The 20,956-nt window shown below is 62.3% G+C and carries 21 protein-coding genes; 17 read left to right on the top strand and 4 right to left on the bottom strand.

Annotation, left to right across the window (positions count from 1 at the left end; genetic code table 11):
- Positions 1-50 precede the first annotated feature (50 nt).
- From IZ6_RS15320 to IZ6_RS15260, 13 genes are all read left to right on the top strand, one after another.
- Complete coding sequence (locus tag IZ6_RS15320; RefSeq protein ID WP_222875896.1) at positions 51-1,178, top strand: BMP family ABC transporter substrate-binding protein; 1,128 nt, start codon at positions 51-53, stop codon at positions 1,176-1,178.
- Positions 1,179-1,182: 4 nt separating this feature from the next.
- Positions 1,183-2,301 (top strand): ABC transporter permease, encoded by a 1,119-nt coding sequence (locus IZ6_RS15315; RefSeq protein WP_222875895.1) that lies wholly within the window; start codon positions 1,183-1,185, stop codon positions 2,299-2,301.
- Entirely contained in the window at positions 2,301-3,215 is a 915-nt protein-coding gene (locus IZ6_RS15310; protein ID WP_222875894.1) for an ABC transporter permease, read from the top strand. The genes IZ6_RS15315 and IZ6_RS15310 overlap by 1 nt, the downstream gene beginning before the upstream one ends.
- An 8-nt stretch (positions 3,216-3,223) precedes the next feature.
- Positions 3,224-3,949 carry a biuret amidohydrolase gene (gene biuH / locus IZ6_RS15305; RefSeq protein ID WP_222875893.1) on the top strand — a complete coding sequence of 242 codons (726 nt, stop codon included), beginning with the start codon at positions 3,224-3,226 and terminating at the stop codon, positions 3,947-3,949.
- A complete protein-coding gene (locus IZ6_RS15300) occupies positions 3,949-5,472 on the top strand; it encodes an ABC transporter ATP-binding protein (RefSeq protein WP_222875892.1) in 1,524 nt (507 codons plus the stop codon). The genes biuH and IZ6_RS15300 overlap by 1 nt, the downstream gene beginning before the upstream one ends.
- Positions 5,465-6,133: a cysteine hydrolase family protein gene (locus IZ6_RS15295; protein ID WP_222875891.1), complete on the top strand. Its 669-nt coding sequence runs from the start codon at positions 5,465-5,467 to the stop codon at positions 6,131-6,133. Before IZ6_RS15300 ends, IZ6_RS15295 begins: the two co-directional genes overlap by 8 nt.
- Positions 6,117-6,473, top strand: a complete 357-nt coding sequence (locus tag IZ6_RS15290) for a cupin domain-containing protein (RefSeq protein ID WP_222875890.1) — start codon at positions 6,117-6,119, stop codon at positions 6,471-6,473. The genes IZ6_RS15295 and IZ6_RS15290 overlap by 17 nt, the downstream gene beginning before the upstream one ends.
- A 287-nt stretch (positions 6,474-6,760) precedes the next feature.
- Positions 6,761-7,666, top strand: a complete 906-nt coding sequence (rfbA, locus tag IZ6_RS15285) for a glucose-1-phosphate thymidylyltransferase RfbA (RefSeq protein WP_222875889.1) — start codon at positions 6,761-6,763, stop codon at positions 7,664-7,666.
- Positions 7,663-8,220 (top strand): dTDP-4-dehydrorhamnose 3,5-epimerase, encoded by a 558-nt coding sequence (gene rfbC / locus IZ6_RS15280; protein ID WP_222875888.1) that lies wholly within the window; start codon positions 7,663-7,665, stop codon positions 8,218-8,220. The genes rfbA and rfbC overlap by 4 nt, the downstream gene beginning before the upstream one ends.
- A 15-nt stretch (positions 8,221-8,235) precedes the next feature.
- Complete coding sequence (gene rfbB / locus IZ6_RS15275) at positions 8,236-9,303, top strand: dTDP-glucose 4,6-dehydratase (protein ID WP_222875887.1); 1,068 nt, start codon at positions 8,236-8,238, stop codon at positions 9,301-9,303.
- Positions 9,300-10,196 carry a dTDP-4-dehydrorhamnose reductase gene (gene rfbD / locus IZ6_RS15270; RefSeq protein ID WP_222875886.1) on the top strand — a complete coding sequence of 299 codons (897 nt, stop codon included), beginning with the start codon at positions 9,300-9,302 and terminating at the stop codon, positions 10,194-10,196. The genes rfbB and rfbD overlap by 4 nt, the downstream gene beginning before the upstream one ends.
- Positions 10,193-11,014: a glycosyltransferase family 2 protein gene (locus tag IZ6_RS15265; protein ID WP_222875885.1), complete on the top strand. Its 822-nt coding sequence runs from the start codon at positions 10,193-10,195 to the stop codon at positions 11,012-11,014. The genes rfbD and IZ6_RS15265 overlap by 4 nt, the downstream gene beginning before the upstream one ends.
- A complete protein-coding gene (locus tag IZ6_RS15260; protein ID WP_225873932.1) occupies positions 11,011-12,231 on the top strand; it encodes a glycosyltransferase WbsX family protein in 1,221 nt (406 codons plus the stop codon). Before IZ6_RS15265 ends, IZ6_RS15260 begins: the two co-directional genes overlap by 4 nt.
- Here IZ6_RS15260 and IZ6_RS15255 read toward each other — a convergent pair.
- The 4 genes from IZ6_RS15255 to IZ6_RS15240 are packed head-to-tail and all read right to left on the bottom strand — an operon-like array spanning position 12,228 to position 17,240.
- The gene (locus tag IZ6_RS15255) at positions 12,228-12,776 is read right to left on the bottom strand and encodes a sarcosine oxidase subunit gamma (protein WP_222875884.1); all 549 of its coding nucleotides are present in this window, start codon (positions 12,774-12,776) and stop codon (positions 12,228-12,230) included. The two genes, IZ6_RS15260 and IZ6_RS15255, sit on opposite strands and share 4 nt — an antisense overlap.
- Complete coding sequence (locus IZ6_RS15250) at positions 12,769-15,726, bottom strand: sarcosine oxidase subunit alpha family protein (protein WP_222875883.1); 2,958 nt, start codon at positions 15,724-15,726, stop codon at positions 12,769-12,771. Before IZ6_RS15250 ends, IZ6_RS15255 begins: the two co-directional genes overlap by 8 nt.
- The gene (locus IZ6_RS15245; RefSeq protein WP_222875882.1) at positions 15,723-15,989 is read right to left on the bottom strand and encodes a sarcosine oxidase subunit delta; all 267 of its coding nucleotides are present in this window, start codon (positions 15,987-15,989) and stop codon (positions 15,723-15,725) included. The genes IZ6_RS15250 and IZ6_RS15245 overlap by 4 nt, the downstream gene beginning before the upstream one ends.
- Positions 15,990-15,992: 3 nt before the next feature.
- The gene (locus tag IZ6_RS15240; RefSeq protein WP_222875881.1) at positions 15,993-17,240 is read right to left on the bottom strand and encodes a sarcosine oxidase subunit beta family protein; all 1,248 of its coding nucleotides are present in this window, start codon (positions 17,238-17,240) and stop codon (positions 15,993-15,995) included.
- Positions 17,241-17,334: 94 nt separating this feature from the next.
- Here IZ6_RS15240 and IZ6_RS15235 point away from each other — a divergent pair, with 94 nt between their 5' ends.
- The 4 genes from IZ6_RS15235 to IZ6_RS15220 all read left to right on the top strand — a co-directional run bounded on the left by IZ6_RS15235 (position 17,335) and on the right by IZ6_RS15220 (position 20,945).
- Complete coding sequence (locus IZ6_RS15235) at positions 17,335-17,961, top strand: helix-turn-helix domain-containing protein (RefSeq protein WP_225873931.1); 627 nt, start codon at positions 17,335-17,337, stop codon at positions 17,959-17,961.
- Positions 17,962-18,032: 71 nt separating this feature from the next.
- Positions 18,033-18,929 carry a class II glutamine amidotransferase gene (locus IZ6_RS15230; protein WP_222875879.1) on the top strand — a complete coding sequence of 299 codons (897 nt, stop codon included), beginning with the start codon at positions 18,033-18,035 and terminating at the stop codon, positions 18,927-18,929.
- Positions 18,929-19,612 (top strand): GltB/FmdC/FwdC-like GXGXG domain-containing protein, encoded by a 684-nt coding sequence (locus IZ6_RS15225; protein WP_222875878.1) that lies wholly within the window; start codon positions 18,929-18,931, stop codon positions 19,610-19,612. The genes IZ6_RS15230 and IZ6_RS15225 overlap by 1 nt, the downstream gene beginning before the upstream one ends.
- On the top strand, positions 19,596-20,945 hold the full coding sequence (locus tag IZ6_RS15220) for an FMN-binding glutamate synthase family protein (RefSeq protein ID WP_420825561.1): 1,350 nt from the start codon (positions 19,596-19,598) through the stop codon (positions 20,943-20,945). The genes IZ6_RS15225 and IZ6_RS15220 overlap by 17 nt, the downstream gene beginning before the upstream one ends.
- The last annotated feature ends 11 nt before the right edge of the window (positions 20,946-20,956 follow it).

The raw sequence follows: 20,956 nt of genomic DNA, 5'->3' as shown, positions 1-20,956 counted from the left end.
GGTAGCTTTCTCGGCAGCCAATTTGCAAGAGCACATTCAGGGGGTGGTCTATGCGTGATCCAATCTCTTCGCTGTCGCGTCGCCGCGTGCTTCAGGGTCTTGCTGCAGGAACGGCGCTCGCCGGAACCGGGCTCGGCCTGTCCCGCCCGGCTCTCGCCAAGGAGCTTGTCGTCGGCTTCATCTATGTCGGGCCGAAAGACGACTACGGTTACAATCAGGCCCATGCCGAAGGCGCTGCCGCGCTGAAGGATCTTCCGGGCGTGAAAGTGCTCGAGGAAGAAAAAGTCCCCGAGACGCTCGACGTTCAGAAGACCATGGAGTCGATGATCGAGCTCGACGGCGCGACGCTCATCTTCCCGACGAGCTTCGGCTATTTCGATCCGCACATGCTGAAAGTCGCGGAGAAGTACAAGGACATCCAGTTCCGCCATTGCGGCGGCATGTGGCAGGAAGCCAAGCATCCGAAAAATACCGGCTCCTATTTCGGTTATATCGGCATGGGCCAGTATCTGAACGGCATCATCGCCGGTCATACGTCGAAGACGAAAAAGCTCGGCTTCATTGCGGCCAAGCCCATTCCGCAGGTTCTGCTCAACATCAACTCGTTTACGCTCGGCGCGCGCTCGGTCGATCCGACGATCACCGTGCAGGCGATCTTCACCGGTGACTGGTCGCTTCCCGTCAAGGAAGCGGAAGCCGCCAACAGCCTCGCCGATCAGGGCGTCGATGTCGTTACATGCCATGTCGACGGACCGAAGGTCATTGTCGAGACGGCCGAAAAGCGCGGCATCTTCTCCTGCGGCTATCATGCCGATCAGTCGAAGCTCGCTCCGAAAGGCTATCTCACCGGCGCCGAATGGAACTGGGCGAATGTCTATAAGGGCTTCGTGGATGCCGCGCAGAAGGGCGAGCCTTTGTCGAACTTCGTCCGCGGCGGCTTGGCCGAGGGCTTCATCAAGATGTCGCCCTATGGGCCGGCGGTCTCCGACGCGGCGCGCAAGCAGGCTGATGCCGTGAAGGCCGAAATGATGAAAGGCGGCTTTGCCGTCGTGAAGGGTCCGCTCAAGGACAATGCGGGCAAGGAAGTCGTCGCCGCCGGAAAAGCCTATCCGGAAACGGCGCCCGAGCTTGAAAGCATGAACTATCTCGTCGAAGGCGTCATCGGCGCGATCGGATAAATCCATGACCATCACGCTTCCGGCAGAAACGGTGGTAGCTGCGCCGAAAGCGCCGGAAGCTCCGGTCGATTGGAGCTATCCGCTCCGCCGCCTGCTGGAAACGCTGCTCGTGCCCTTCTGCGCGCTTTTGCTCGCAGCCGGCGCGTTCGCGATCTTTCTGCTGGCGCTCGGATCCTCGCCCATTGAGTTCGCCTCGCTGATCTGGCGCGGCGCATTCGGATCTTGGTTTTCGTTTCAGAACACGCTGCAGCGCGCAGCGCCGCTCATGCTGACGGCGCTCTGCGTTGCACTGCCGGCGCAGCTCGGCCTTGTCGTCATCGGCGGCGAGGGCGCAGTCGTGCTCGGCGGTTTGGCGGCGGCGGTTGTGGGCGCTTCCCTGTCGAGCCTGTATCCGCCGCTCGTCATCCTCGGCATGGCCATTGCCGGTGCCGGATTCGGCGCGCTGTGGATCGGCCTCACCGGCTGGCTGCGCGCCTATCGCGGCATCAACGAAACCATCGCCTCGCTTCTGCTCGCTTATGTCGCCATTGCCGTCTTCAACCATCTCGTCGAAGGCCCGCTGCGCGATCCGGCGAGCCTCAACAAGCCCTCGACGCTTCCCATCGGCGAAGCAAACATGCTGGGCTCGATCCCCGGTACCGACATTCATCCGGGCCTGATCTTCGGCATCATCATCTGTCTCGGCTTCTGGATCATGATCCAGCGCACGAGTTTCGGTTTTGCCTGGCGCGTCACCGGCGGAAATCTTCGCGCCGCTCTGCTGCAAGGGCTTCCGGCAAACCGGCTGATCGTTATCGCCTGCGCCCTCGGGGGAGCCTGCGCAGGCCTTGCCGGCATGATCGAGGTTGCGGCGGTGCACGGCTCGGCGAATGCCTCGCTCGCCGCGGGTTATGGTTATGCCGGCATTCTCATCGCCTTCCTCGCGCGCCAGTCGCCGCTCGGCATCATTCCGATGGCGATCCTCCTCGGCGGCATCTCCGCTGCGGGCGGCCTCATCCAGCGCCGCCTCGGTCTGCCCGATGCGACCGTGCTTGTGCTGCAGGGCTTCATCTTCGTGTCGATCCTTGCGAGCGAGACGATCTACGGCCGCTTCCGCTGGTTCCAGCCGCGCGGGGTGGCGTGATGGAAAACCTGTCTATGGTGTTCGTTGCGCTGATCGCCGGCGCTTTGCGCGTGTCGACGCCGTTTCTGTTCGTCAGCCTCGGCGAATGCCTGACCGAGAAAAGCGGACGCATCAATCTTGGCAATGAAGGCGCGCTCGTTCTGGGCGCGATGACCGCCTACGCCTTCTCCTATGAAACCGGCAGCCCCTGGCTCGGCGTCCTCGCCGCGATGTGCGCCGGCGGCGCGCTCGGTCTTCTCCACGGTCTTGTCTGCTCGCTGGCGCGCGTCAACGACATCGCCATGGGCATCGCGGTGATGCTCGCCGGCATCGGCATCGCCTTCTTCTTCGGCAAACCCTACATCCAGCCCTCGGCGCCGCAGCTTCCGGTTCTGCCGCTCGGCTTCTGGTCGGACACGCCGCAGATCCGAAGTGCGCTCGATGTCTCGCCGCTCTTTTTCCTCGGGCTCCTCATCGCCGTGTTCATGGCGTGGGCGTTCAAGAACACACGAACAGGCCTCGTGGTGCGTATCGTTGGCGACAGCGCCGATGCGGCGCGTGCCATGGGCCTGCCCATTGACCGGATCCGCATCCTCTCGACCGTCGCGGGTTCCGCGCTCGCAGGTGTCGGCGGTTCCTTCCTGTCGCTGTCCTATCCGGGCAGCTGGAATGAGGGCCTGTCCTCCGGCCAGGGGCTGGTCGCGGTGGCGCTCGTCGTCTTCGCGCGCTGGAACCCGATCGCCTGTGTCGGCGCAGCGCTTCTGTTCGGCGCGGCCGGCGCGCTCGGCCCGAGCCTTCAGACCATCGGCGTGACGCAAGGCTATTACCTCTTCTATGCCGCGCCATACGTATTGACGCTCGTCATCATGGTTCTCACCGTTGCGCCGGGCCGCGTTCTGCGCGGCATGCCCGGCGAACTCTCGCTTACCCGCTGAGGCAGAACATGTCCGATACGCTTGATGAACGCGTCAATGCCGCCCTCGTGCCGGGCGGCAAGACGATTGCCTCCGATCCGTACCCCTGGCCGTTCGACGGCGATCTCCGCCCCGACAACACGGCGCTGATCGTCATCGATATGCAGGTCGATTTCTGCGCCCCCGGCGGCTATGTCGACGTCATGGGCTACGACATCTCTTTGACGCGTGCGCCCATCAAACCGATCCAGAATGTCCTCGCAGCCATGCGCCGCGGCGGCTATCACATCATTCACACGCGCGAGGGCCACAGGCCCGATCTTGCCGATCTTCCGGCCAATAAACGCTGGCGTTCGCAGCGCATCGGCGCCGGCATCGGCGATCAGGGCCCGTGCGGGCGCATTCTCGTGCGCGGTGAGCCGGGCTGGGAGATCATCCCGGAGCTTCAGCCCGAGAAAGACGAGATTGTCATCGACAAGCCGGGCAAAGGCTCCTTCGTTGCGACCGATCTCGAACTCGTTCTGAAAACGCGCCGCATCCGCAACATCGTTCTCACCGGCGTCACGACCGATGTCTGCGTGCACACCACCATGCGCGATGCGAACGATATGGGCTATGAGTGCCTGCTTCTTTCGGACTGCACCGCGGCGACCAAGGTCGAAAACCATCTCGCTGCCATCGACATGATCAAGATGCAGGGCGGCGTGTTCGGCGCGGTCGCGACCTCGGATGTTCTCATCGAGGCGATCTCGTAATGGCCAAAGACACCCGCCACGCGCTCGAAGTCGAGGCCATCGCCGTCACCAAGCGTTTCGGCTCCTTCGTTGCGCTCGACAATGTCTCGCTCAAACTGCGGCGCGGCACGGTGCACGCGCTGCTCGGCGAAAACGGCGCCGGCAAATCGACCTTCGTCAAATGCCTGCTCGGCTATCACAAGGCCGATGAGGGCGATTTTCTGGTCGAAGGCCGCGAAGCCGTCATCGCGCGCCCCGCCGATGCGGACGCGCTCGGCATGGGCATGGTCTATCAGCATTTCACGCTCGTGCCGTCGATGACGGCGGCGGAAAATCTCGTGATGTCGCGCTCGAATGTCCCGGGCGTCATCGATTGGAAAGCCGAGAAAAAGAGCCTCGCCAATTTCCTGAAGGACATGCCGTTCAAGATTCCGATGGATGTTCCGGTCGGATCGCTCGCCGCGGGCGAGCGCCAGAAGACCGAGATCATGAAGCAGCTTTATCTGAACCGGCGTCTCATCGTGCTCGATGAGCCGACCTCGACTTTGACGCCTCAAGAGGCAACCGAAGTTCTCGGCCTTGTGCGCAAGCTTGTCGATGAAGGGCAGATCACCGTCGTCATCATCACCCACAAGCTGAAAGAGGTCGCGGCCTATGCCGACGACGTCACGGTGTTCCGCAAGGGCAAATTCGTCGGCTCGGGCCGCGCCAAAGATCTTTCCGCCGCCGATCTCACAGCGATGATGATCGGTGAGGCGCATGCGCCCAAACCCGTCATCCGCGAAGGCGGGCCGGATGCGGAAGAGCGGCTTGCCGTCGTCAATCTCAAAACACTTGGCGATCTCGGCCGTCCGGGCCTGTCCATCGAAAAGCTTCTGGTTCGCCCGCGCGAGATCGTCGGTGTCGCCGGCGTCTCCGGCAATGGGCAGAAGGATCTGGTCGAAGTCCTCGGCGGCCAGCGTCCGGCGAGCAGCGGCGATATTCTGGTCAAGGGGCAGACCTATGACGGCGGCCGCACGATTTCGCGCAGTCTCGGCGTCCGCGTTCTGCCGGAAGAGCCGCTGCGCAATGCCAGCGTTCCGAAAATGAGCGTCGTCGAAAACATGAATTTGCGCAGCTTCGATGTCGACGATAACGGCCCGCGCAAATGGCTCGATCTGAAGGCGATGGCAAACCGCGCGCTCGGCATGATCCGCGCTTATGCGGTCAGGACCCCTTCTCCAGAGGCTCCGATTGCGGCGCTGTCGGGCGGCAATGTGCAGCGCGCGGTTCTGGCGCGCGAGCTTGACGGCAAGGTCGAGCTGCTCGTCATCTCCAATCCCTGTTTCGGTCTCGATGTGAAGGCCGTTGCTGAAGTCCGCGCGCGCATCGTCGCGGCGCGCAATGGCGGTGCTGCGGTGCTGCTGCTGTCGGAAGATCTCGACGAAGTCCTCGAACTGTCGGATCGCATCCTTGTCATGCATCACGGCGAGATCGTGCACGAGACGCCGGGCAAAGGCGCGGATGCGCTCGATATCGGCCGGCATATGGTGGGCCATGGCTGAGATATCGAAAGCGCAGCCCTTTCCGTTCGAATTTCCGCCGGACAAGACCGCCGTCATCATGATCGACATGCAGCGCGATTTCATGGAGCCGGGCGGCTTCGGCGAAACGCTCGGCAATGATGTCGATCTTCTGCGCGCGATCATTCCCGGCGCAAGGCTGCTGCTCGACACCGCGCGTGCCAAAGGCATTCCGGTCATCCACACGCGCGAATGCCACAAAGCCGATCTGTCGGATTGTCCGCCGGCAAAGCGCGAACGCGGCGAGCCGACGCTCCGCATCGGAGACGATGGGCCGATGGGCCGCGTTCTCATCCAGGGCGAGCCGGGCGTCGAGATCATTGACGAGTTGAAAGCCTTGCCGGGCGAAACCGTGATCGACAAGCCGGGCAAAGGCGCGTTCTACGCAACGCCGCTGGGCTCGGTGCTGCAAAAGCTCGGCACGACGCATCTTCTGTTCGGCGGTGTCACCACCGAAGTCTGCGTGCAGACGACCATGCGCGAAGCCAATGACCGCGGCTTTACATGTCTTCTCGTCGAAGACGCAACGGAAAGCTATTTCCCGGAGTTCAAGGCCGTGACGCTCGATATGGTGCGCGCGCAAGGCGCGATCGTCGGCTGGACCGCGACGGCGAAGGATGTGGCCGATGCACTCGGTTCTTGAAACGCCGCTCATCCGGGAGCTTGCGACCGGCGGCTGGAAATGCCTCGATTTCGGCCCGTTCCGCGAAGGCGTCACCATGCATCGGCTTTATGGCGGCGATGATGGGCCGTCCGCGGCGGTGCTGAAATACGAGCCCGGCGCGCGCGTGCCGCTGCACGAGCATACGGGTTTTGAGCATGTTCTCGTACTCGATGGGTCGCAGAGCGACGATGCCGGCCATTACAGTGTCGGAACGTTCACCGTGAACCCGCCGGGCACGACCCATCGCGTGTGGAGCGATGAAGGCTGTGTCGTTCTTCTGATCTGGGAACGCCCTGTGCGGATTCTCGAAGACGCGTGACACGCTAAAAGCTTTTTTACCGGCCCCGACAGTGATTTGAAATCGCCGGGCAGATCCCGCCTTCCAGCCGGTATTTCATCCGAGCGCGGCTATCGCGCTCTGCGATGCGATTGCATTCCTAGCAAAATCGCAACCAAAACGGGCCGGGAAAGGTCGGATTTTTCAACGTTCCATAAGTTGGCAGCCATTAATTGATCCGCCGCGCTATGCTATTCACGTTTTAATGCGGCTGGACGTGCGGGCGCGCGTCCTGTCGATCTAAGGCGGATCGGCATAAGGGGAAACGCGTGCAAGGCACGGGTGCTGGAAGGGCCACCAAGGGAATCATCCTCGCAGGCGGCGCGGGTTCGCGCCTGCATCCCCTGACGCTCGCGATTTCCAAGCAGATACTGCCCGTCTACGACAAGCCGATGATCTATTATCCGCTGAGCGTTCTGATGCTCGCGGGCATCCGCGAAATTCTCCTCATTTCGACGCCGCGCGATCTGCCGATGTTCCGGGAACTGCTGGGTGACGGCAGCGCTTTCGGGATCGCAATTTCCTATGCCGTGCAGCCTGAGCCCAAAGGGCTGGCGCAGGCTTTCATCATCGGCCGCGAATTCATCGGGCGCGATCCCTCCGCCATGATCCTCGGCGACAACATTTTCTTCGGCGACAGGCTGTCGGATATCTGCCGCCAGGCCGCTGGCCGCGAGCGCGGCGCTTCGGTTTTCGCCTATCAGGTCCAAGATCCGGCACGCTATGGCGTTGTCAGCTTCGATCCGGCGAGCGGCATGGCGCAGACGATCGAAGAAAAACCCGCCGAGCCCAAGTCCAACTGGGCCGTGACGGGTCTTTATTTCTACGACAATCAGGTTCCGGATATCGCGGCCTCGATCAAGCCCTCGGCGCGCGGCGAGCTTGAGATCACCGAGGTCAACAATGCCTATCTTGAGCAGGGCACGCTGCACGTTCAGCGGCTCGGCCGCGGCTATGCTTGGCTCGATACGGGAACGCATGAGAGCCTGCACGATGCGGGCGCATTCGTGCGTACGATCGAGCATCGGCAGGGGATCAAGATCGCCTGTCCGGAGGAAGTCGGGCTCGAAATGGGCTGGCTCACCACAGATCAGGTGATGGCGCGTGTAAGAACGCTCGGGAAGAACGAATATGCCGCCTATCTCACGCGGCGCGTTTCGGAGTTCTCGGCATGACGCTCGAGGTTCGCCCGCTCGGCCTCGATGGCGTGTTTGAGATCGTTCCGGCGAAGTTTGGCGATGCACGCGGGTTTTTTTCGGAAACGCATAACAGCGAAAGCTTTCGCGCGGCGGGAATCGATGTCCAGTTCGTGCAGGACAATCACTCCTATTCGGCGGCAAAAGGCGTGCTGCGCGGGCTGCACTATCAGCTTCCGCCGGCGGCCCAGGCCAAGCTGGTCCGCGTTGTTCGCGGCGCGGTTTTCGACGTAGCCGTCGATATTCGCAAAAGCTCGAAGACGTTCGGAAAATGGGTCGGGATCGAAATCTCGGCGGGCGCCTGGAACCAGGTTTTTGTGCCGCGCGGCTTTGCCCATGGCTTCGTCACCCTCGAGCCCGACACCGAGGTCATCTACAAGGTCTCGGACCCATACAGGCCGCAGCTCGACCGCGCGATCCGCTACAACGATCCCGATATCGCCATAGCCTGGCCGATCCCCGTCGATGACGCGCAGATGTCGGGTAAGGATCGCGCCGCGCCATTTTTTGCCCAAGCCGAACTCTTCGATTAGGTGGGGCATGCGGCCATGAACATTCTCGTCACAGGCGGCGCCGGGTTCATCGGATCGGCGGTCTGCCGCCTCCTCGTCGGGCAAAGCCAGCATCGCATCGTCAACCTCGACAAGCTGACTTACGCGGGCAATCTCGCCTCGCTGTCGTCGATCGGCAATGCGCCCAATTATCGGTTTGTCGAAGGCGATATCGGCGATCAGGCGAAAGTTCTCGATCTTCTGAAAGCCGAGAAGATCGATATCGTCATGAATCTCGCGGCCGAGAGCCATGTGGATCGTTCCATCGACGGGCCCGCCGCCTTTATCGAAACAAATGTAAGCGGGACATTCCGGCTGCTTGCTGCCGCGCTCGACTATTGGCGCGGCCTTCCGGCTGCAGCAAAGGACAGGTTCCGTTTTCATCACGTCTCAACCGACGAGGTGTTCGGCGATCTTCCGTTCGATGAGGGCGTATTTACAGAGGAAACGCCCTATGCGCCCTCATCGCCCTATTCGGCGTCGAAGGCGGCTTCCGATCATCTTGTCCGCGCCTGGCATCACACGTATGGGCTTCCGGCAGTCCTCTCGAACTGCTCGAACAATTACGGGCCTTTTCACTTCCCGGAGAAGCTGATCCCGCTCGCCATTCTGAATGCGTTGCACGGCCGCAAAATTCCGGTCTACGGCCGGGGACGGAATGTGCGCGACTGGCTTTATGTTGACGATCATGCGCGCGCGCTTGAAGCGGTCGCGCTGAAGGGCGTGCCCGGCGAGAGTTACAATATCGGCGCACGCAGCGAGCGCACCAACCTCCAGGTCGTCGAGCGCATCTGCGATCTTCTGGACGTAAAGCGCCCGCGCGCGAGCGGTTCTCATCGCGATCTCCTCGAATTCGTCACCGACCGGCCGGGGCATGATCGCCGCTATGCCATCGATCCGGCGAAAGCCGAGCGCGAGCTGGGCTGGACGGCGCAGGAGGATTTCGAAAGCGGCCTCGGCAAGACGATCGATTGGTATCTCGCCAATGAATGGTGGTGGCGCCCGATCCTCGATCGCCGCTATGCCGGCGAACGGCTCGGTTTGATGGGTGCGGGGACGAAATGAAAATCCTCGTCACAGGGCGCGAGGGACAGATTGCGCGCAGTCTTGTGGAACAGGCGCGAGGGCGCCCTAACATCGTTATGGAGACCGTCGGTCGGCCCGAACTCGATCTCGTAAAGCCGGAATCGGTGATGGCGGCGATTCGTGAGCGCAAACCGGATCTTGTTGTGTCTGCTGCAGCGTATACCGCTGTCGACCAAGCGGAGGACGATGTCGACATGGCGCTGACTGTCAATGCAGGCGGCGCCAGAGCCGCGGCCAAAGCCGCGGCCGAACTCGGCGTTCCTGTAGTTCATCTTTCCACGGATTACGTATTTTCAGGTGACAAGGCGGGAGCCTATCTGGAGGATGATCCGGTCGGTCCGCAATCTGCCTATGGAAGAACCAAGCTTGCCGGAGAAGTTGCGGTCGCGGACGCGAACCCCAAGCATGTCATTTTACGAACTGCTTGGGCTTACAGCCCTTTCGGCAGAAACTTCGTGAAGACCATGCTCGCGCAGGCCCAGACCCGCTCCAGCATCGGTGTTGTTTGCGATCAATTTGGAAATCCGACTTCGGCGCTCGATATCGCCGACGGCATTCTGCACATTGCTCGCGCGCTGGCTGCCATGCCCTCGGCTGACAAGTTCGGAATATTCCATCTCGCTGGAACCGGATCGACGAGCTGGGCCGGTTTTGCCGAAAACATCTTTGTCGAAAGCCGCTCGGCGGGCGGCCCCTTTGCGGCTGTGCAACGCATTTCAACCGCGGAATATCCGTCCAAGGCGAAGCGTCCGGCCAATTCCAGGCTGTCGACGGACAAGCTCGCGCGCGTCTACGGCTGGCGCGCGCCCGATTGGCGTTTGTCCTGCGCCGATATCGTGCGCCGCCTGGTGCAGGAGGCCGCACCGACATGACCGCGAACGTGTCCGTTGTCGGCATCAGCTATAACAGCGCATCGACGCTGCGCGGATTTCTGGAGAGCATACCCGAGGGCGTAACACGGATCGTCGTCGACAATGCCAGCTCCGACGGATCGGCCGAGATCGCCGAACGGGCTGGAGCCTCCGTCGTCAGATTGCCCAAAAATCTCGGCTATGGCGCGGCCTGCAATACCGGCGGCGAAGCCGCCGAAACGCGCTTTCTGATTTTTGCCAATCCTGACATTCGCTTCCGTCCCGGCGCGCTTGAGGCGCTGGTCGCCGCCGCGGAGCGAAACCCGAACGCCGCCTTCAATCCCCGTATGTATTCGCGCGGCAAACAGCTGTTCCGCCGGAGATCGCGTCTTCTGCCGCAGTTCGGGCGTTTCGGTGGGGCGCTGCCGGATGGGGACTGCAGTATCCCGGTGCTGTCCGGCGCCTGTATTCTTGTCCGCCGCGAGCACTGGCAGAAGATCGGCGGTTTCGATCCCGCAATATTCCTCTTCCACGAGGACGACGATTTCAGCCTGCGTCTGCAGCAGATCGGCGTCGAATTGCGTCTTGCCGCCGCCGCCGTGATCGAGCACGCACAAGGCACTTCGACCGAACGTTCGGCGCGGATCGGCCGCCTCAAGGGCGAAGCGATGGGGCGCTCTCTGGTCTATGTGATGCGCAAGCATGGTGTGCCGCTCGATGTCGAAAAGGAGCGGATGCGCGCCCGCGCCAAGCTTCTCCTTCCGCATGTCCTGTTCAACGCCGCGCGGCGCGAAAAACATCTCGGATTTCTGCGAGGGCTCGACGAGGCGACCTCGTGACGAAAGGCGCCGGTTCGGCGCTGCGCCGGTTTCTGAACCGGCTGCGGCGTCTTCCGCAGGCGCTGAAAGCCCCGGTGCGTGCCGATGCGCTTTACCGCACCTATGCGCGCAATGCACTCGCGGATTTTCCCGCGGAAGATTTCACCCCGATCACCACCTCTCCCTTACCGCCTGGCGATGTAAGGCTGATCGCCTATTATCTTCCTCAGTTTCATCCGATCCCGGAAAACGATGAGTGGTGGGGCCGCGGCTTCACGGAATGGCGCAATGTCACGCGCGCTTTTCCTGTCTTCGATGGTCACTACCAGCCGCGTGCGCCCGGCGAACTCGGCTACTACGATCTGCGCGTTCCCGATGTGATGCGGCGTCAGGTCGAACTCGCCAAGCTCTACGGCATCGGAGCGTTCTGCTTCCATCACTACTGGTTTCAGGGAAAGCGCCTGCTCGAACGTCCCGTCGAAAACTATCTCGCAAACACCGGTCTCGGTCTGCCCTTCTGCCTGTGCTGGGCCAATGAAAGTTGGTCGCGGCGTTGGAGCGGCAGTGAAAAAGACGTGTTGATGCAGCAGCGCTATTCGCCGGACGACGATATCGCTTTCATCCGCCATGCCGACCGCTATTTCCGCGATGCGCGATATCTGAAGATCGGCGGCAGGCCTGTGCTGACGATCTACCGCGCCGATCAGTTTCCCGACATCAAGGCGACGGTGATGCGCTGGCGCAGCGAGATGGAAAAGCTCGGTTATCCGGGCATCTATCTCATCGCAACGAACGCTTTCGATTTCGTGGGCTATGAGAGCGCGGGGTTCGATGCGCTGTCGGAATTCCCGCCGCACGGGATCGACGCGCCGAACATCGAATCCTCACTGAAGGTCTCAAAGCTCCGCGACGGTGGACGCGTGCGCGATTATGCCGATGTCGTGCGCCGCGAACTGCAGAAGGAATGGCCTGCGGGAATGGTGCATCCGGGCGTCATGCCGGGCTGGGACAACAGCGCAAGGCGGCCGACGTCCGGCGTCATCCATCACGGCGCGCGCCCCGACTTATTCCAGTCCTGGCTGAAGCACGCTGTCGTCCGGGCGCGTGCGCATCCGGCGGACGAGCGGCTTGTTTTCATCAATGCCTGGAACGAATGGGCGGAAGCCGCCTATCTCGAGCCCGATCTCCGTTATGGCTACGGCTATCTCGCGGCCTGTTCCGCGGCTCAGCAGACTTAAATATTCTGCGTTTCGAGCCAGTGCGCGAAGCTCTCCGACATGCTGCGGAAGAACGCGATTTCAAACGCATCCGGCGCGATCTGCCAGACAATGACGCCGATATGAGCGATCAGGCTGACGGCCGTGCCGTTTCCGCCAAAGACGCTCGTATCGAGATCGATCGGCAGTCCGGCCTGCAGCAGCGCGCGGGCGCGCGGGCCTGATAGTCTGAGCACCGTATAGCCCGAACTCTGATCGGAGACGGAGGCTGTTCCCTCGAACGCTTTGGCGAGATCCGGGGCGAGGGCGCCGGGATTTTTTTCGCGCACGGCGAGCCAGTTGCCGGGCCCGATGCCGATAAAGCTCAACCCGCCGCTTTCCGTGCGCTGCGGACCTTGCGGCGGGGATAGTCCGAACGCCGCCTGTGCGCGTTCCGCAAAGGCGGAGTAGGGCGCATTGCCGATCTGCACCGTCGCAAGGCCGGGCATGCGCTCTTCGATCGCAATACCCTCGCGCGAGGCGATTGGTGCGGCGAAGGCCGAATCCAATGTCAGAAGATCAGGCATGGAGTTTTGCTCCTTCCGGATCGACAAAGCAGGGCGCGCAGATCTCAACTTCGACATCGCCGCCGCGCACCGGGTCGTAGGCGCGCACGCGCTCGCCGTAACGTTCCGGTCCACGCGTAATGACACCGAGACCGATCCAGTGTCCTGTGGTTGGCGAATAGGCGACGGAGGTCATATAGCCTTCGTCGTTTGCGGCGGTCGCGGCTTTGCCGGCACCGATGAAATGCGCCCCGGCGCGCAAACGCTCGCCCGCTTTCAACGGCTTGAACCCGGCAAGCGCCGGACGCTCGGGATCGGCAAGGCCGGGGCGCGCCGCCAGCACGCGGCCGAGAAAATCCTTCTTCTTCGACATCATGCGGCCCATGCCGAGATCGGCCGCCGTTGTCTGGCCGTTGATTTCATTGCCGGCGACATGGCCTTTCTCAATGCGCATGACCGACAGTGCTTCCGTGCCATAGGGCGTGACGCCGAAAGCTTTGCCCGCTTCGATCAGCCGTTCGAGCAAAGCTGCGCCATAGCGGGCGGGTACGGCGATTTCATAGGCGCGTTCGCCGGAGAAGGAGAGGCGGAAGAGGCGCACCGGCACGCCGGAAAGATCGAACTCGCCGACCGCCATATAGGGGAAGGCTTCATCGGACAGATCGGCTTTGCCGCCAAAAAAGGCTTCGAGCAGCGCGCGCGATTTCGGACCGGCCACGGCATATTGCGCCCAATGCTCGGTGATCGAGACGGTCTGCACATCGAGTTCAGGCCACAGAACCTGGCGGCAGAATTCCAGATGCTGCATCACACGCCCGGCATTGGCGGTCGTCGTGGACATTACATAGCGCGTGTCAGAAAAACGCGCGGTCGTGCCGTCATCGAGCACCATGCCGTCTTCGCGCAGCATCATGCCGTAGCGGGCTTTACCGACGGCGAGCGTCGAGAACATGTTGATATAGACGCGGTCGAGTAATGCCCCCGCATCCTTGCCCTGAATATCGATCTTGCCGAGCGTCGAGACATCGCAAATGCCGACGCCGTTGCGAACGGTGTTGACCTCGCGCACGACGCTTTCGAGCCAGTCCTTTTCACCCGCCTGCGCGAACCATTGCGGGCGCAGCCATTGCCCGGCTTCGACGAAAACCGCGCCGTTCCTCTCCGCCCAGCGATGGCCGGAGGTCAGGCGGAACGGCTTGAACGCGCGTCCGGTGTGAATGCCTGCGAGAGCGCCGATGGCGACCGGCACATGCGGCGGACGCGTCACGGTCGTGCCCGTTTCGGGAATCTCGCGTCCGGTCAGTGTGGCAAGGATCGCCAGCCCGTTGACGTTCGAGCTCTTGCCCTGATCCGTCGCCATGCCGAGCGTCGTATAGCGTTTCAGATGCTCGACCGAACGGAAGCCTTCGCGCGCCGAGAGGGCGATGTCGTCCACCGTCACATCGTTCTGGAAATCGACGAAGGCCTTCTTCTTCGATCCGCCGATATGCCAGAGCGGCGTGACCGAGACAAAATCCTCGCTGGTCTGCGGAATTTCGACGGGCTTCGTTTCAAATCCAAGTTTCTCGACGGCATGGGCACCGTGATGCATGGCGTCCGACAGAGGAAACCGGCCGGCGGCCGCGCCCGCAACGCACATTCCGTTCGGCAGAGCGCCGGGCACGAAGGCCGCGAGCGACGTATCCCAGACGGGACGTCCGCCGAGATGCGTCGTCAGGCCGATCTGCGGATTCCAGCCATTCGACACCGCCAGCGCATCGGCCTCGATGAGATGCTTCTGTCCGCCTTCGTCGCGAATTATGATGGACTTCAGGCCTTTTTTGCCTTGAGTTTCCTGAATCACCGAGCCGAGGAACTGCAGGCTGGCGCGGCCGAGTGCGCGGACGCTGCCGGAAACGTCCGGGCGGGAATCGACAATCGCCGAAATCTCAACGCCTGCAGAGAGAAGATCGCTCGCGGTGCGCCAGCCATCATCGGACGAGGTGAAGATCGCCGTCTTCCAGCCGGGCGTTGCGGCAAAACGGTTCACAAAAGTTCGGATCGCCGAACCGAGCATGACGCCCGGCACATCATTGCCGCCGAAGGCAATGGGCCGTTCAGTGGCTCCGGCCGCAAGGATCGCGCGTTTGGCGACGATCTTCCAAGTGCGCTGGCGCACCTCACCGGCGCGTGGCGCGGGTTTGTGATCGGCGACTTTTTCGATCGCGCCATAAGTGCCGCCGTCATAGACGCCGAAGACCGTGGTGCGTTTCAGAATGCGCACATTCGAAAGCGTTGCGAGTTCGGCTGCTGCATGCCGCGCCCAGCTCGAGCCGGATGCGCCGCCGATCTCGTAGGTTTCCGACAGCAGCCGTCCGCCGAGCGCAAAGTCCTCATCGCACAGAATGACGCGAATCCCGGCGCGGCCTGCGGCGAGCGCGGCGGTGAGGCCCGCTGGCCCCGCGCCGATGATCAGAAGATCGCAGAAGGCGTGGGATTTCTCGTAAATATCCGGATCGTCCTCTCCCGACAGCGCGCCGAGACCTGCGGCTCTACGGATCGCGGGCTCGTAAAGCTTTTCCCAGAAGGCCGAAGGCCACATAAAGGTCTTGTAGTAGAAGCCCGCGGGAATGAACGGCGCGACAAGGTTTGCCGCGGCGCGCAGATCGAAAGCGAGCGAGGGCCAGCGGTTCTGGCTCGCCGCAACAAGGCCTTCATAAAGCTCAACGCCCGTCGCTTTGGTATTGGGCTCGCGCCGCGCTCCGTCGCGCAATTCGACGAGCGCGTTCGGTTCCTGCGATCCGTCGGAGAAAATGCCGCGCGGCCGGTGATATTTGAACGAGCGGCCGACGAGCCTGACGCCATTGGCGATCAGCGCCGAGGCCAGCGTGTCGCCCGGATAGCCGTCAAATGCGTGGCCGTCGAAGCTGAAGGAGAACGTATTCGTGCGATCGATCAATCCGGCTTTGCGGGTGCGGTGGCTCTGGCTCATGCCTTTGCTCCGCTGGACAGAACGGCGCTCAGAATTTCATGCGTGCGCGTATCGCGCTCGACGGTGAGCCAGGAGCGGCACCCCTGCGCGTGATACCAGAATTCCTTATGCGGCCCGGCGGGATTGTCGCGCAGATAGGCGTAATCGAAAAATTCTGCCGCGGCATTCTCGCCGTCTGGATTTGGGCGTTTGAGTTTCGCGTCGCCGAGATAGGTGAACTCGGAGAGATCGCGCGAACCGCAATAGGGACAAGGAAGACGCATGGTTTAGTGCAAATTCGGCTGCGCCCCCTGGCCCTTCTCATCGATGAGATTGCCAGTGGCAAAACGGTCGAGACGGAAAGCTGTGGCGACAGGATGCGGTTCGCCCGTCGCAACAAGATGCGCAAAGCAAAGGCCGGAGGCCGGCGTTGCTTTGAAGCCGCCATAGTTCCAGCCGCAATTGAGGAAGATGCCGCCCACCGGCGTCTTGTCGATGATCGGTGAACCGTCCATCGACATGTCGAGCAGGCCGCCCCAATGGCGTAGAACACGCGCGCGGCCGATGGAGGGCATCAGCGCCATGCCGCCTTCGCAGACATCTTCGATCACCGGAAGATTGCCGCGCTGGGCGTAGGAGTTATAGCCGTCGAGATCGCCGCCGAAGACAAGCCCGCCTTTGTCGGACTGGCTGATATAGAAATGCCCCGCGCCGAATGTAATGACGCCGGGAATGATGGGCTTCAAACCCTCCGTCACCATGGCCTGGATGACATGCGCTTCGATCGGCAGGCGCAAGCCTGCCATTCCCATCACGCGCGAGGAATTGCCGGCGACCGAGACGGCGACCTTCTTGGCACCGATAAAGCCTTTATTGGTTTCGACGCCGACGGCCTGTCCGTTCTCGATGCGAAAGCCCGTGACCTCGCAGTTCTGGCAGATATCGACGCCACGGTCGGACGCCGCGCGTGCATAGCCCCAGGCGACCGCATCATGGCGCACCGTGCCGCCGCGCGGCTGCAGGAGACCGCCCTGAATGGGAAAGCGCGCATTGTCGAAATTGAGGAAGGGATAGAGCTTCTTCACGCCCTCGCGGTCGAGGAGTTCGGCATCGACGCCGTGCAGGCGCATGGCATTGCCGCGGCGGGCATAGGCGTCGCGCTGAGCGTCGGAATGAAAAACATTCAGCACGCCGCGCTGGCTGACCATGACATTGTAGTTGAGATCCTGCTCCAACCCCTCCCAGAGCTTCATCGAGAGTTCGTAGAAGGGGATATTGCCGGGCAGAAGGTAATTGGAGCGGACAATCGTCGTGTTACGGCCGATATTGCCGGAGCCGATATAGCCCTTCTCGAGAACGGCGATATTGGAGAGGCCGTATTTTTCGGCGAGGTAATAGGCGGTCGCGAGACCGTGCCCGCCGCCGATCACGACGATATCGTAGCTCGCCTTAGGCTCGGCATCGCGCCAGGCCGGCTGCCAGTCCCGGTGTCCGGTGAGTGCATTCCGGGCAAGGCTGAAGAGGGAATAGCGCATCCGGGCCGGCGCGAAATCGCGCTTGATTGGAAAACTAGTTTCCTAGTAGGAAACTTTCTTGACCAGTGCAAGCGCTTCGAAAGAAGGAGAGGCTGTGTCCCAGACCGATGATGCGGACCTTGCCACCGGCTCCAGTGCGCCGGCCGAGCAGAACCGCACGCTTGAGAAGACGCTTGGCGGTCAGGTGCGCAGCCTGAGGCGGCAGCTCGACCTGTCGGTGGCGGATCTTGCCGCTGCGGCCGGTATCTCCGCCGGCATGCTGTCGAAGATCGAGAACGGCCAGATCTCGGCCTCGCTGAACACGCTTCAGGCCATAGCGGCTGCCCTTTCGGCCCCGATGAGCTCCCTGTTCGCCCCGTTCGACGAGAAGCGGGATTGCTCTTTTGTCAAATCAGGACAAGGAGTTGCTATCGAGCGGCGGGGCTCGAAAGTCGGCCATGTCTACCAGCTTCTCGGTGCGGTTCTCGGCGGCGATGTCGTGGTCGAGCCCTATCTGATCACCCTCCGGGAAGACGCCGTCCCCTATGCCGGCTTCCGCCATGCCGGGACCGAGTTCATCTATATGATCTCGGGCGAGGTGGTTTACCGGCACGGCGATCAGACCTACCGGCTGACCCCGGGGGATTCGATCCTGTTCGATTCGGCGGCCCTTCATGGCCCGGAAGAGCTGGTCAAAGCCCCGATGACCTATCTTTCGATCATCGTCTATCCGCGCCCCTGAGGCGTTTCCTCACAGGAAATAATTGTTCCTGAAGCTTGACTCCCGCGGCGGCCCGGTTTTACCAAAGGGTCATGTGCGGGATCGTCGGACTGTTTCTGAAAGACAAATCGCTGGAGCCGAAGCTCGGCGAAATGCTGTCGGGCATGCTCACCGTGATGTGCGATCGCGGGCCGGATTCGGCGGGCTTTGCCGTCTACGGCGCGGGCCAGGGCACGGAGGTGAAGTTGACGCTTCGCTCCTCGGACGGCCAATCCATCGACGGCCTCAAAGCCGATCTCGAAAAGGCGCTCGGCCTCAAACTCAACGCCACGCAGCGCGACACCCATCTCGTCGTGGCTATTCCTTCTGACAAAGAAGAAGCGACGCGCGTATTTCTTTCCAAAGCCCGGCCGGATGTGAAAGTCGTCGGCGCCGGCCAACGCATGGAGCTGTTCAAAGAGGTCGGCCTGCCGTCCGACGTCGCCGACCGCTTCGGCCTTTCGGCGATGAGCGGCACGCACGGCATCGGCCATACGCGTATGGCGACGGAAAGCGCGGTGACGACGAACGGCGCGCATCCGTTCTCGACCGGCGCCGATCAATGCCTCGTCCATAACGGCTCGCTGTCGAACCACAACGCCGTGCGCCGCACTCTGGTGCGCGAAGGCGTATCCATCGAAACCGAAAACGATTCGGAAGTCGCCGCCGGATACCTCACCTGGAAAATGCGCGACGGCGCCAGCCTGAAACAGGCGCTTGAATCCAGCCTCGACGATCTCGACGGTTTCTATACGTTCGTTGTCGGTACGGAGACGGGTTTTGCCGTGCTGCGCGATCCCATCGCTTGCAAGCCCGCGGTGATGGCCGAGACGGATGGCTATGTCGCGTTCGGTTCGGAATATCGCGCGCTTGCCGGTCTTCCCGGTATCGAGACGGCGCGCGTCTGGGAGCCGGAACCCGCGACCGTCTACGCCTGGGAGCGTCAGTGATGCCAGTCGTCGATCTCTCTGAGATGCCGCTGCGCGAGCTGAACAGTCAGTTGCATGCGCTGCCGCAGGATACGAACGAAACGCACTGGCAGGTGAAAAATCCCGAAGGCCGTCATGCGGTCGCGGTCGGCCTCGATGCGCCCGTCACAGTCGAGATCGACGGCCATGTCGGCTATTATTGCGCGGGCATGAATAAGACCGCGACCGTTATCGTTGCTGGCAATGCCGGGGTCGGCGTTGCCGAAAACATGATGTCCGGCACCGTGCACATCAAAGGCGATGCCAGCCAGTCGGCGGGTGCGACGGGGCAGGGCGGACTGCTCGTCATCGACGGAAATGCCTCGGCGCGTTGCGGCATTTCGATGAAGGGAATCGACATTGTCGTTAAAGGCTCGATCGGCCCGATGAGCGCGTTCATGGCGCAGGCCGGCAATCTTGTCGTGCTCGGCGATGCGGGCGAAGCGCTCGGCGATTCCATTTATGAAGCGAGGCTCTTCGTGCGCGGTTCGGTCAAAAGCCTCGGCGCCGATTGCGAAGAAAAGCCGGTGACGGACGAAGATCGCAATGTCCTTCGCGATCTTCTGAAGCGCGCCTCGGCCGATGTTTCAGCCGAGGACTTCAAGCTCTATGGCTCGGCGCGCCGCCTCTATCATTTCCATGTCGACAATGCGGGCGCGTACTGAGATGGACGCGCCGGTCAAACCGCCCCACACCACGCCGCGCTCAAGTGCGACGTTCGACAGCTACGCGATCTCGGAAATCCAGCGCGCCGCGGCGACCGGCATTTACGACATTCGCGGTGGCGGCGCGAAACGCAAGCTCCCCCATTTCGACGATCTTCTCTTCGTCGGCGCGTCGATCTCGCGCTATCCGCTCGAAGGCTATCGCGAGAAATGCGGCACCGATGTCGTGCTCGGAACGCGGTTCGCCAAAAAGCCGATCCATCTGAAAATTCCGGTAACGATTGCCGGCATGAGCTTCGGCGCGCTGTCGGGCCCGGCGAAGGAAGCGCTCGGCCGCGGCGCCTCGACGGTCGGAACCTCGACCACCACGGGCGATGGCGGCATGACGCCGGAAGAGCGCGGGCATTCCTCCGCACTCGTCTATCAGCTGTTGCCGTCGCGCTACGGCATGAACCCGGACGATCTCCGCAAAGCCGATGCCATCGAGATCGTCATCGGTCAGGGCGCCAAGCCCGGCGGCGGCGGCATGCTGCTCGGCCAGAAGATTTCGCCGCGCGTGGCTAAGATGCGCACGCTGCCCGAAGGCATCGATCAGCGCTCGGCCTGCCGCCATCCCGATTGGACGGGCCCGGACGATCTTGAAATCAAGATCGAGGAATTGCGTGAGATCACCGATTGGGAAAAGCCGATTTATGTGAAAGTCGGCGCCTCGCGTCCTTATTACGATACGGCGCTTGCGGTGAAGGCCGGCGCCGATGTCGTCGTGCTCGACGGCATGCAGGGCGGCACGGCGGCCACCCAGGAAGTTTTCATCGAGAATGTCGGCCTGCCGATCCTCGCTGCGATCCGTCCCGCGGTGCAGGCGCTGCAGGAACTCGGCATGCACCGCAAGGTTCAGCTCATCGTCTCGGGCGGCATCCGCAACGGTGCTGATGTGGCGAAGGCGCTTGCTCTTGGAGCGGATGCGGTCGCCATCGGCACGGCGGCGCTGATTGCGCTCGGCGACAACGATCCGCGTTTCGAGGATGAATACCGCAAGCTCGGCACCACGGCCGGTGCTTACGATGACTGGCATGAAGGTCGCGACCCGGCGGGCATCACGACGCAGGATCCCGATCTTGCGGCGCGTTTCGACCCCGTTGCAGGCGGGCGGCGCCTCGCCAATTATCTTTCCGTATTGACGCTGGAGGCGCAGACCATCGCGCGCGCCTGCGGCAAGAGCCATGTCCACAATCTCGAACCGGAGGACCTTGTGGCCCTGACGGTCGAGGCGGCAGCCATGGCGCGCGTGCCTTTGGCCGGCACGAATTGGATACCGGGCCAAGGGTTTTAAAGCGGCGGGGG

Origin of the sequence: Terrihabitans soli (assembly GCF_014191545.1) — a bacterium.
Lineage (GTDB): Bacteria > Pseudomonadota > Alphaproteobacteria > Rhizobiales > Methylopilaceae > Flaviflagellibacter > Flaviflagellibacter soli.
This window is presented reverse-complemented; position numbering and strand designations above follow the sequence as displayed.

Bases quoted from the DNA above. Each gene is read 5' to 3' on its own strand.
- IZ6_RS15310 (WP_222875894.1), top strand. From the start codon at position 2,301: ATGGAAAACCTGTCTATGGTGTTCGTTGCGCTGATCGCCGGCGCTTTG.
- IZ6_RS15300 (WP_222875892.1), top strand. From the start codon at position 3,949: ATGGCCAAAGACACCCGCCACGCGCTCGAAGTCGAGGCCATCGCCGTC.
- IZ6_RS15220 (WP_420825561.1), top strand. From the start codon at position 19,596: ATGCGGGCGCGTACTGAGATGGACGCGCCGGTCAAACCGCCCCACACC.
- IZ6_RS15230 (WP_222875879.1), top strand. From the start codon at position 18,033: ATGTGCGGGATCGTCGGACTGTTTCTGAAAGACAAATCGCTGGAGCCG.
- IZ6_RS15265 (WP_222875885.1), top strand. From the start codon at position 10,193: ATGACCGCGAACGTGTCCGTTGTCGGCATCAGCTATAACAGCGCATCG.
- IZ6_RS15250 (WP_222875883.1), bottom strand. From the start codon at position 15,726: ATGAGCCAGAGCCACCGCACCCGCAAAGCCGGATTGATCGATCGCACG.
- rfbD (WP_222875886.1), top strand. From the start codon at position 9,300: ATGAAAATCCTCGTCACAGGGCGCGAGGGACAGATTGCGCGCAGTCTT.
- rfbC (WP_222875888.1), top strand. From the start codon at position 7,663: ATGACGCTCGAGGTTCGCCCGCTCGGCCTCGATGGCGTGTTTGAGATC.
- IZ6_RS15240 (WP_222875881.1), bottom strand. From the start codon at position 17,240: ATGCGCTATTCCCTCTTCAGCCTTGCCCGGAATGCACTCACCGGACAC.
- rfbB (WP_222875887.1), top strand. From the start codon at position 8,236: ATGAACATTCTCGTCACAGGCGGCGCCGGGTTCATCGGATCGGCGGTC.
- IZ6_RS15255 (WP_222875884.1), bottom strand. From the start codon at position 12,776: ATGCCTGATCTTCTGACATTGGATTCGGCCTTCGCCGCACCAATCGCC.
- IZ6_RS15320 (WP_222875896.1), top strand. From the start codon at position 51: ATGCGTGATCCAATCTCTTCGCTGTCGCGTCGCCGCGTGCTTCAGGGT.
- IZ6_RS15290 (WP_222875890.1), top strand. From the start codon at position 6,117: ATGCACTCGGTTCTTGAAACGCCGCTCATCCGGGAGCTTGCGACCGGC.
- IZ6_RS15245 (WP_222875882.1), bottom strand. From the start codon at position 15,989: ATGCGTCTTCCTTGTCCCTATTGCGGTTCGCGCGATCTCTCCGAGTTC.
- IZ6_RS15225 (WP_222875878.1), top strand. From the start codon at position 18,929: ATGCCAGTCGTCGATCTCTCTGAGATGCCGCTGCGCGAGCTGAACAGT.
- biuH (WP_222875893.1), top strand. From the start codon at position 3,224: ATGTCCGATACGCTTGATGAACGCGTCAATGCCGCCCTCGTGCCGGGC.
- IZ6_RS15315 (WP_222875895.1), top strand. From the start codon at position 1,183: ATGACCATCACGCTTCCGGCAGAAACGGTGGTAGCTGCGCCGAAAGCG.
- IZ6_RS15295 (WP_222875891.1), top strand. From the start codon at position 5,465: ATGGCTGAGATATCGAAAGCGCAGCCCTTTCCGTTCGAATTTCCGCCG.